This window comes from Pseudomonas sp. CCNWLW23 (assembly GCF_037095675.1).
Classification (GTDB): domain Bacteria; phylum Pseudomonadota; class Gammaproteobacteria; order Pseudomonadales; family Pseudomonadaceae; genus Aquipseudomonas; species Aquipseudomonas atacamensis.
In genome coordinates, this window is sequence record NZ_JBAWKM010000036.1 from 25,665 (window position 1) to 31,773 (window position 6,109).

Sequence of the window (6,109 nt, forward strand, 5' to 3'; positions counted from 1 at the left end):
ATGCTGCGTTATCTGAGTCGCCGATTACTGCTGATCATCCCCACGCTGTTGTGCATTCTGGTGGTGAATTTTCTTATCGTGCAGGCCGCGCCCGGCGGCCCGGTGGAACAAGCCATCGCCCGCCTGCAAGGCTTTGGCGGGCACAGCATGGGCGGTGGCGGCGAAGTCGCGGCGGTCGGCGGTGCCGGGCGCAGCAGCCGTGGGCTGGACCCGGCGCTGATCGAGGAAATCAAACACCATTACGGCTTCGACAAACCGCTGCACGAACGCCTGTGGCTGCTGCTGAAAAACTACGCACAACTGGATCTGGGCAACAGTTTCTTTCGCGGCGCCAAGGTCACCGACCTGATCGTGCAGAAGCTGCCAGTGTCGCTGTCGCTGGGCTTGTGGGCGACGCTGATCACCTACCTGATCTCAATCCCGCTGGGCATTCGCAAGGCAATCAAGAACGGCAGCGCCTTCGATGTCTGGAGCAGCACCGCGATCATCGTCGGTTATGCGATGCCGGCGTTTCTCTTCGCCATTCTGTTGATCGTGGTGTTCGCCGGGGGCAGCTACGTCAACTGGTTTCCGGTGCAGGGACTGGTGTCGGACAACTTCGACAGCCTCAGCACATTGGGCAAGGTCGGCGACTACCTCTGGCACCTCGTACTGCCAGTCACGGCGCTGGTGATCGGCGGCTTTGCCACGCTGACGATCCTGACCAAGAACAGCTTTCTCAACGAAATCAGCCGGCAGTACGTGATCACCGCACGAGCCAAGGGCCTGACCGAGAGGCGCGTGCTTTACGGCCACGTGTTTCGCAACGCCATGCTGCTGGTGGTCGCCGGCGTGCCGTCGGCGCTGATCGAAGTGTTTTTCGCCGGCTCCCTGCTGATCGAAACCATCTTCAACCTCGACGGCCTCGGGCGCATGAGCTACGAAGCGGCGGTGTCGCGCGACTATCCGGTGGTGTTCGGCGCGCTGTTTCTGTTCACCCTGTTCGGCCTGCTGATCAAGCTGATCGGCGACCTCTGCTACACCCTGCTCGACCCGCGCATCGATTTCTCGGCGAGGACTGCCTGATGTTCACACTGTCGCCTCTGGGCCAGCGCCGCGTCGCGCAATTCAAGGCCAACCGCCGTGGGCGCTGGTCGCTGTGGCTGTTCATCGGCCTGTGCCTGATCTGCCTCGGTGGCGAGCTGATCGCCAATGACAAGCCGCTGGTGATCCGCTACCACGACGCCTTTTACTTTCCGATCCTCAGCGATTACCTGGAAACCGATTTCGGCGGCGAGCTGCCGTTCCAACCGGATTACGCCAGCAGTTACGTACACAAACTGATCGAGGATCAGGGCGGCTGGATGCTGTTTCCGCCGATCCCGTTCAGCTACGACACGGTCAACTACGATCTCACCGAACCGGCACCCAGCCCGCCGTCTTCGAGCAATTGGCTGGGCACCGATGATCAGGCCCGCGATGTTCTGGCGCGGGTGATTTTCGGCACGCGGATCTCGATTCTGTTCGCGCTGATCCTCACCGCGATCAGCGCGTTGATCGGCATTCTCGCCGGGGCCTTGCAGGGCTACTACGGCGGCTGGGTCGACTTGCTCGGGCAGCGCGTTCTGGAAATCTGGTCGGGGCTGCCTGTGCTGTATCTGCTGATCATTCTGTCCGGCTTCGTCTCGCCGAGTTTCTGGTGGCTGCTGGGGATCATGGCGCTGTTTTCCTGGCTGGCGCTGGTCGACGTGGTGCGCGCCGAGTTCCTCCGTGGACGCAATCTCGAATATGTGAAAGCCGCGCGAGCGCTGGGCCTGACCGACAGCGAACTGATGCGCCGGCACATTCTGCCCAACGCCATGACTTCCACCCTCACCTACCTGCCGTTCATTCTCACCGGCGCCATCGCCACTCTGACCGCGCTGGATTTTCTCGGCTTCGGCATGCCCGCCGGCACCGCGTCGCTGGGTGAGTTGATCGGCCAGGCCAAACGCAATCTGCAGGCACCGTGGCTGGGGCTGACGGCGTTTTTTGCTCTGGCGTTGATCCTGTCTTTGTTGGTTTTCATCGGTGAAGCGTGCCGAGATGCCTTTGATCCGAGGAGCTGACATGCAAGACCATTTAATCGAGATCCGCGACCTGCGCGTCGCCTTCGCCGGGCAGGAAGTGGTGCACGGTGTGAACCTGGATATCCGCCGTGGCGAGTGTCTGGCGCTGGTCGGTGAATCCGGCTCGGGGAAGTCGGTGACGGCGCATTCGATTCTGCGTCTGTTGCCGGGCAAGAACGTCAGCAGCAGCGGCGCGATTCGCTACAACGGCGTGGATTTGCTGCACGCCAGCGAACAGCAGATGCGTGGTCTGCGCGGCAATCGCATTGCGATGATTTTCCAGGAGCCGATGACCTCGCTGAACCCGCTGCACACGGTGGAAAAACAGATCAGCGAAGTGCTGGAAATCCACAAGGGCCTCAAGGGCCGCGCCGCCCGCGCGCGGACCCTGGAGCTGCTGGAGCTGGTGGGTATTCGCCAGCCGTCGCAGCGTTTGAAAGCCTATCCGCATCAGCTTTCCGGTGGTCAGCGGCAACGGGTGATGATCGCCATGGCGCTGGCCAACGAGCCGGAACTGTTGATTGCCGATGAGCCGACCACGGCGCTGGACGTAACCGTACAGCAGAAGATTCTTGAGCTGCTGATCGAGTTGCAGCAGCGCCTCGGCATGTCGCTGTTGCTGATCAGCCACGACCTCAATCTGGTGCGCCGGATCGCTCAGCGTGTGTGCGTAATGCGTCAAGGCGAGATCGTTGAACAGGCCGATTGCGAGACGCTATTCCAGGCGCCGCAACATCCTTACAGCCGCTTGTTGATCGAGGCTGAACCGAGCGGCGCGCCAGTGCCCAGTGAGTACGAGCACAACCTGCTGGAAGTCGATGATTTGAAGGTGTGGTTTCCCCTGCCGAAAAAACTCTTCAGCCGTCAGCAGGATTACATCAAAGCGGTGGATGGGGTCAGTTTCACCCTGCAACGCGGCAAGACGTTGGGCATCGTCGGCGAGTCGGGTTCGGGCAAGTCGACGCTGGGTCAGGCGATCCTGCGACTGGTCGAATCAGAGGGCAATATCCGTTTCGGCAACAAGCAGTTGAGCCTGCTCAATCAGCGCCTGATGCGCCCGTTGCGCCGGCAGATTCAGGTGGTGTTTCAGGACCCGTTCGGCAGCCTCAGCCCGCGCATGTCAGTGCAGCAGATCATCGCCGAAGGCTTGCTGACCCACGGCATCGGCAGCGAGGCCGAGCGCGAGGCAGCGGTGATTCGCGTGCTGGAGGAAGTCGGCCTCGACCCGCAAAGCCGCCATCGTTACCCCCACGAGTTTTCCGGCGGCCAGCGCCAGCGCATCTCCATCGCCCGCGCACTGGTGCTGGAACCGGCGCTGATCCTGCTCGACGAACCGACGTCGGCGCTGGATCGCACGGTGCAGAAGCAAGTGGTGGAGTTGCTGCGCCAGTTACAGATCAGGCATGGGCTGACCTATCTGTTCATCAGCCATGATCTGGCGGTGGTACATGCGCTGGCGCATGACTTGATGGTGATCAAGGATGGCAAGGTGGTTGAACAAGGTTCGTCGCGGGAGATTTTCGCTGCGCCGAAACATCCGTACACCCAAGAGTTACTGAAAGCCTCGGGCCTCAAGCCTTACAGAGAGCCTTGTGGGAGCGAGCCTGCTCGCGAATGCGGTGCGTCAGTCACATAAGTGCTGACTGACCCGACGCTTTCGTCGGAACGCCGCCCGGAGCAGGCTCGCTCCCACAGGTTTGATCGGTGGTGTTTGAAATTTATTTTTCCGGCACTGCATCCAATCGCCTCCGCCACGGGTAGTCCCTGTAACAGCCCACTCTGGTGCTGTCAGCGCCCTACCCTTTTCGGAGAATCATCGGATGAACATCACCCAGCTGATTGGCTTCACCGGTTTGCTCGCTTTCACCGCGACCACCTTCGCCCAGAGCAGTTATCCCGACGCGATCAAGGTGCCGGACGGGCACAAGATTGCCCTGGAGACCACCGGGGTTGGCGAGATCACCTACGAATGCCGCGACAAACCCAATATGGCCGGGCAGACCGAATGGACCTTTGTCGGCCCGAAAGCGGTGCTCAATGATCGCAGCGGCAAACAGGTCGGCACCTATTTCGGACCACCAGCGACCTGGCAAGCCAAGGACGGTTCGAAAGTCACCGGCACACAACTCGCCGTGGCACCGTCGAGCCCGGGCAACCTGCCCTATCAACTGGTCAAGGCCAACCCGGCCGAGGGCAAAGGCGCGATGACCGGGGTCAGCTACATCCAGCGTGTCGCGCTCAAGGGCGGCGTCGCGCCCGGCAGTGAGTGCACCATGGCAAACAAGGGCAAGCAGGAAGTGGTGAAGTACCAGGCGGATTATATTTTCTGGGCGGCTAACTGATATTCAGAAGCAGTGCACAATCCTGTGGGAGCGAGCCTGCTCGCGAAGACGGAAGGTCAGTCGCCTTATTACTTTCTGACCCACCGCATTCGCGAGCAGGCTCGCTCCCACAAGGAACCATGCGTCTGGATGTTTGGGAAATGTGAGCTAGATTGCACCCCATGCCTTTAGCCGAATCCGTTTTCGATTACGAAGCCCGCCTCGCCGCCTGTGCCCGGGGCGAGCGCGCGGCTTTGCGCGATTTGTATGTGCAGGAAGGCCCGCGCCTGCTCGGTGTGGCCAAGCGGCTGGTGCGCGATACGGCGCTGGCGGAGGATATCGTGCATGAGGCGTTCATCAAGATCTGGCACGGCGCGGCCGGGTTCGATCCGGCGCGGGGTTCGGCGCGGGGCTGGATGTTCAGCGTGACCCGGCATCTGGCCTTGAATCAGCTGCGCAAGCAAAGTCGGGAAACGCCGTTCAGCGAAGAACATGAGGCAGCGGCGCCTGATGAGGCGGTCGATGTTCACTCGGCACGCATTCATCGCTGCCTCGAGCAACTGGAACCGCAGCGCCGCAGCTGCATCCTCCACGCCTACGTCGACGGTTACAGCCACGCGCAGATTTCCGCGCGCCTCGACACGCCGCTGGGCACGGTCAAAGCGTGGATCAAGCGCAGCCTCAATGCTTTGCGGGAGTGCATGGGATGACCGGCGAATCAGCGCAGGAACGGGATGAACTGGCCGGCGAATACGTGCTCGGCACCTTGTCGTTCGAGCAGCGCATCGAGGTGCAACGGCGCCTGCCGAACGATCCCGAACTGCGTGCAGCGGTGGATGCCTGGGAGCGGCGCCTGCTGGAGCTGACCGATCTGGCCGAACCTCAGCAACCCTCGGCGCAGTTATGGCCTCGTATCGAACGCAGTCTCGAACGGCTGACGGTGAAGAAACCGCTAACCTCGTGGTGGAATCTGCTGCCGCTGTGGCGCGGCTTGAGCGCGGCCGGGCTGGCGGCGACATTGATCCTCGGCACGATGCTGCTGACGCAGACTGCGCCGAAACCGAGTTATCTGGTGGTGCTGGTCGCGCCGCAGGACAAGGCGCCGGGCTGGGTGATTCAGGCGAGCAATGCGCGCGAGATCCAGTTGATTCCGTTAGGAGTGGTCGAGGTGCCGGCGGACAAGGCGCTGGAGTTCTGGACCAAGGCTGACGGCTGGTCGGGGCCGGTGTCGTTGGGCTTGGTCAAGCCGGGGCAGGCGTTGTCGGTGCCACTGGACAAACTGCCGCCGTTGCAGCCGAACCAGCTGTTTGAGCTGACCCTGGAAGGCGCCAATGGCTCGCCGATCGGCAAACCGACCGGGCCGATTCAGGCGATCGGGCGTGCGGTGAAGGTGCTCTGAGGCTCTGCTACGCGGTTGTCCGCAACCATCATCGACGTCGATGTTCACCATCACGGCAATGAAGTTCTCATAAAAAATTCCGGGCGTAACATCAGCTCCATACCAACCAATAACACCCCGGAGCACACCATCATGAAACGCCAGACTCTTCTCAGCATCGCTTTCTCGGTTTTCGCAGTTAACGCTTTCGCCGCCACCCCGGCGCACACCATGATCGCCGAAGGCGGTTCGGACAAGCTGATCGAAAGCCGTCTGGCTGAAGGCGGTTCGGATCGTCTGATCGAACGCCGTGTTGCTGAAGG

General features: G+C 61.5%; 6 protein-coding genes and 1 pseudogene. All 7 read left to right on the forward strand.

The features are described 5' to 3' along the window. Entirely contained in the window at positions 1 to 1,065 is a 1,065-nt protein-coding gene (locus tag V8J63_RS26980; RefSeq protein ID WP_133336935.1) for a microcin C ABC transporter permease YejB, read from the forward strand. Continuing rightward, a complete protein-coding gene (locus V8J63_RS26985) occupies positions 1,065 to 2,087 on the forward strand; it encodes an ABC transporter permease (protein ID WP_056788667.1) in 1,023 nt (340 codons plus the stop codon). The genes V8J63_RS26980 and V8J63_RS26985 overlap by 1 nt, the downstream gene beginning before the upstream one ends. A 1-nt stretch (position 2,088) precedes the next feature. Then, complete coding sequence (locus tag V8J63_RS26990; protein ID WP_336464922.1) at positions 2,089 to 3,723, forward strand: ABC transporter ATP-binding protein; 1,635 nt, start codon at positions 2,089 to 2,091, stop codon at positions 3,721 to 3,723. A 184-nt stretch (positions 3,724 to 3,907) separates the two neighbouring features. Next, positions 3,908 to 4,429: a DUF3455 domain-containing protein gene (locus V8J63_RS26995; RefSeq protein ID WP_016775383.1), complete on the forward strand. Its 522-nt coding sequence runs from the start codon at positions 3,908 to 3,910 to the stop codon at positions 4,427 to 4,429. Between the two features lie 161 nt (positions 4,430 to 4,590). Beyond that, a complete protein-coding gene (locus V8J63_RS27000) occupies positions 4,591 to 5,118 on the forward strand; it encodes a sigma-70 family RNA polymerase sigma factor (RefSeq protein WP_024013494.1) in 528 nt (175 codons plus the stop codon). Continuing rightward, complete coding sequence (locus V8J63_RS27005) at positions 5,115 to 5,807, forward strand: anti-sigma factor (protein WP_016775384.1); 693 nt, start codon at positions 5,115 to 5,117, stop codon at positions 5,805 to 5,807. The genes V8J63_RS27000 and V8J63_RS27005 overlap by 4 nt, the downstream gene beginning before the upstream one ends. Positions 5,808 to 5,906: 99 nt before the next feature. Next, a pseudogene (locus tag V8J63_RS27010) lies at positions 5,907 to 6,109 on the forward strand (hypothetical protein); the annotation flags it as partial.